3 protein-coding genes are annotated in these 4504 nt (G+C 69.7%); 2 read left to right on the top strand and 1 reads right to left on the bottom strand.

The genetic code is table 11. From position 1 onward, the window contains the following. Positions 1–1052: zinc-dependent metalloprotease (locus tag G6020_RS07805; RefSeq protein WP_182610237.1), on the bottom strand; the 1052-nt coding region annotated here is incomplete at its 3' end. An 80-nt stretch (positions 1053–1132) separates the two neighbouring features. Between G6020_RS07805 and G6020_RS07800 the strand changes: the two genes are divergently transcribed. Continuing rightward, positions 1133–2191 carry a PDZ domain-containing protein gene (locus G6020_RS07800; protein WP_182610236.1) on the top strand — a complete coding sequence of 353 codons (1059 nt, stop codon included), beginning with the start codon at positions 1133–1135 and terminating at the stop codon, positions 2189–2191. A gap of 66 nt (positions 2192–2257) precedes the next feature. Further along, a partial coding sequence (locus tag G6020_RS07795; protein ID WP_182610235.1) for a UPF0182 family protein occupies positions 2258–4504 on the top strand: 2247 nt, incomplete at its 3' end.

Raw genomic sequence — 4504 nt, 5'->3', positions numbered from 1 at the left:
GTGGCCCGGCGTCGCAGCCACATCTCGCGCAGCTTGTCCGCGCTGGGCAGTCGGTCACCGACCGCGGCGGTGACGACAGCGTCGACCCAGCCCTCGACCAGGGCGAGCAGCGTCTCGAGGCGGCCGAGCGCGGCCTCGTTGACATTCGTCACCTTGGGGCCGATGGCGCCCGCGCCGCCGGACAGCAGTTCCTGGAGCTTGGTGGGGTCCTGGAGGATGGACGGGTCGAGTCCCGAGGCCAGGTCGTCGAGCCCCGAGGTGTCGACCCGGATCCCGCGGGCGTACTCCTCGACGGTGGCCAGCACCCGAGCCCGCAGCCAGGGCGCTCCGGCGAACAACCGGATGTGCGCGGCCTCGCGCGCGGCCAGGAACACCACGACCTCCTGGCGGGGCAGCTCGAGCTCCTCGGCGAACGCGTCGATCGCGGTCGGGCACAGGGCGGCCACGCCGTCGTCCCCGAACGGGAGCCCCACCTCAGAGGAGAACAGCACGGCGGGGGCGAGCTTGCCCAGTCCCTGGCCGAGCTGCATCCCGAAGCCCATGCCGCCCATCTGGTCGAGCATTCCCAGGAGCGGGCCGGCGAGCTGGCGCGCCTCCTCGGGCATCGCCCCCTTGGTGGCCGAGTTCATCTGCTCGGCGACCGGGGTGCAGATCTTCTCCCATGTGGGGAGGGACTGTTCGACCCACTGCTGGGGGGTCCACACCTCGGTCCGGTGTACGCCGGAGGGGAACACCGTGGTCTCGTCCAGCCACAGCTCGGCCAGCCGGACGGACTCCTGCGCGGCGGTGCCGGAGGCCTCGCTCACGACCGGGGTACGACCGAGGGCCTGCAGTGCCACGGTGCGGGCGAGCTGGTAGTTCACCGGACCGGAGGCGCCGGGCCCGGTCATCGCTGACCCCATGGAGCCGAGCATCTGCCCGAACTGGGAGAGCATCTGGCCGAACTGACCGAACTGGGAGGGGTCGAAACCGCCGGGGCCGCCCGGGTCGCGGCCCCGGTCGTCGTCGCGACCGTCGTCATCGGAAGCGGAGAAACCGAAGGGCTGGTTCATGCCACAACGGTACAGCCCGACGGGTGCGCAGGTCCGGGCGCGACGTCACGGTTCCGCCCGCGCGGACTACCCTTGCCCCCGTGAGTCGCCGACTGCTGACCCTCCTCGCCGCTCTGGTCCCGGCGGTGCTGCTGCTCGTCCTGGCCACGTCGGCGACCGTGCCGCTCGTGGCCATGGGCCCCGGGCCCACCTACGACACCCTCGGGGAGGTCGAGGTCGAGCGTGGCGACGGGGTGGAGACGGTCCCCGTCGTCGAGGTCAGCGGGCGTGAGGCGGACGAGACCTCCGGAGCACTACGGATGACGACGGTCGCGGTCCGCGACAACCTGACCCTGCTCGACGCCATGAGGTTCTGGCTGGATCCGGTGCAGATGGTGGTCCCCCGCGACCAGGTCTTCCCCCCGGAACGGTCGAGGGACGAGGTCCGCGAGTCCAACGCCGCGGAGATGGTGGGGTCGGAGAACTCGGCCGAGGCCGCCGCCTACGGGTACCTGGGGATCCCGATGCAGCCCCGGGTCGAGGCCGTCGACCCGGAGGGCGCGGCGGCCGACCTCCTCCGTGAGGGCGACATCCTGACCTCGATCGGCGGGGAGCGGGTCTCGGATTCGACAGCGGTGGTCGAGCAGGTCAGCGCCCACCGTCCGGGCGACGAGGTCCGGATCGGGTTCACCAGGGACGGGCGCGAGGAGACGACGACGACGACGTTGCAGCCCGCCGGACCGGACGGCGATCCCGACCAGGGCCGCCTGGGCATCCTCGTCGGCGACACACCGGCCGACGGGACGGACGTCGAGATCAACATCGACCCGAACGTGGGCGGCCCCTCGGCGGGGCTGGTCCTGGCGGTCGCGATCGTGGACAAGCTGTCCCCGGGCGAGTTGACCGGCGGGGCCGAGGTCGCCGGATCGGGCACGATCCGGGTCGACGGAACCGTCGGGCCGATCGGGGGGATCACGCACAAGATCCGTGCCGCCCGGGATGCGGGGGCGACCGAGTTCCTCGTCCCCGCCGGAAACTGTGCGGAAGCCGTGCAGGACCCACCGGGTGGCATCCGCCTGATCGAGGTGGACACCCTCCGGGGCGCGCTGGAGGCGCTGGAGGAGGCCGTTTCCGGGGGAGAGCCACCGACCTGCGGGTGAGGCGACGCTTTTCCGTAAGGTGGGTTCCACGAGCATGTCCGCCCCAGCAGTCCAGGAGCTTCCCCGGTGTCCGTCCGCCCACCCGGTAATCCCGGTCGGCCGATCGCGATCTCACGTCGCGGCCGAGCCGTCGCCATCTCCATCGTCATCCTCATCGTCCTGATCCAGGTACTGCCGAGGATCAACTCCACCTACACCAACTGGCTGTGGTTCGGCTCGGTCGACGCCACCAGTGTGATGAGGACCGAGCTGCTCACGCGGATCGGTCTGTTCGTCGTGGTCGCCCTCCTGGTGGGACTCGCGATCGCCGCGGGGATCCTGCTGGCCTTCCGGTACCGGCCGGTGTTCCTGGCACAGCCGGGGATGCCCGATGCGTTGGCGAGGTACCGGGCGGCTCTCGGCGACTCTCCGGCCAAGACGGTGCTGTGGGTCCCTGTCGCGATCGGCCTCCTCGCCGGTTCGGTGGCGCAGTCGGGCTGGCAGTCGGTCCTGGCGTTCTTCAACTCCACGCCGTTCGGTCAGACGGATGCGCAGTTCGGGCTCGACATCTCCTTCTACGCCTTCGAGCTGCCGCTGTGGCGGTCGATCGTCACCTGGCTCATGGTGGCCGTGGTCCTGGCCTTCCTCGCCAATCTCGTCACGCACTACCTGTTCGGTGGGCTCCGTCCCGGAGCGCGTGAGGGTGCGCTGACCCGCGCCGCGCGGATCCAGCTGGTCAGCCTCGCCGGACTGTTCATCCTGCTCAAGGCGGCCGCCTACTGGCTCGACCGCTACGAGCTGCTGTTCCGGGAGAACGCGACGTTCACCGGTGCCGGACACACCGATGTCAACGCGCTGATCCCGGCCAAGATCTTCATGTTCTCCGTGGCCATCGTCTGCGCGATCGCCTTCTTCTCCGCGATCGTGATCAGGGACCTGCGCATCCCCGCGCTCGCCACCGTGCTCCTGCTGTTCTCCGCGCTCGTGGTGGGTTCGGCCTGGCCGCTCGCCGTGGAGCAGTTCTCCGTCAACCCCAACCGCGCCGAGAAGGAGCGGGAGTACATCGCCCGCAACATCGAGGCCACGCGGGCCGCGTACGACATCGGGGACGACCGCGTCACCTACATAGAGAACTGGGGCTCGGCCGACCCGAACCCGCGGGAGGCGGGCTCGGACGTCACGACGCTGTCCAACGTCCGCGTGCTCGACCCCAACGTCCTCTCGCCCACGTTCACCCAGCTGCACCAGCTGCGGAACTTCTACGGCTTCCCCGAGACGCTCGGCATCGACAGGTACACGATCGACGGTGAGATGCGGGACTTCCTCGTGGCCGCCCGTGAGCTCAACCCGGAGTCCCTGCAGGCCAACCAGCGGGACTGGATCAACCGGCACACCGTCTACACCCACGGCAACGGATTCGTCTCCGCGCCCGCCAACCGCGTCAACGAGATCGCGGACGACGCCGGCTCGGATCGGGGCGGACTGCCGAACTTCCAGGTCTCCGACCTCGAGGCCATCGCCAGTGGTCAGGAGATGGTGATCCCGGTGACCCAGCCGCGGACCTACTTCGGTCCGCTGATCGCCCAGTCCGACCCCGACTACGCCATCGTCGGCGACAACGGCGAGGGCCCGCGCGAGTACGACACGGACACCCAGCAGTACACCTACACCGGCGAGGGCGGGGTCCCGATCGGCGGCTGGATCAACCGCACGGCCTACGCGCTGAGGTTCGCCGAGCGCAACATCCTGCTGTCCAGCCTGATCGGCGATGACTCCAAGATCATCTACGACCGCGACCCCCGCGACCGTGTCCAGAAGGTCGCTCCGTGGCTGACCACCGACACCAATACGTACCCGGCCGTGATCGACGGACGGATCAAGTGGATCGTCGACGGGTACACCACGCTCAAGACCTATCCGTACGCCGAGCTGAGTTCGCTGGAGGCGATGACGGCGGACTCGACCAACGAGGCCGGCGGCCGGGTGCTGCCGGACGAGAAGGTCTCGTACATCCGCAACTCGGTCAAGGCCACGGTCGACGCCTACGACGGCACGGTGGACCTCTACGCGTTCGACGAGTCGGACCCGGTGCTGCAGACCTGGATGAAGGCCCTGCCCGGCATCGTGCAGCCGCGGGACGCGATCTCGGAGGAGCTCGAGGAGCACCTGCGCTACCCGGAGGACCTGTTCAAGGTCCAGCGTGAGCTGCTGGCCAAGTACCAGGTCGACGACCCGGGCCAGTTCTTCACCAACGACGCCTTCTGGTCGGTGCCCTCCGATCCCACCGTGACCTCGTCGATCCAGAACCCGACCCCGCCCGCGGGCGGGCCGGCC

The organism is Dietzia sp. B19 (assembly GCF_014145155.1).
GTDB lineage: Bacteria > Actinomycetota > Actinomycetes > Mycobacteriales > Mycobacteriaceae > Dietzia > Dietzia natronolimnaea.
Note: the sequence above shows the minus strand (reverse complement) of the source record. Positions and strands in the feature narration are given on the sequence as shown.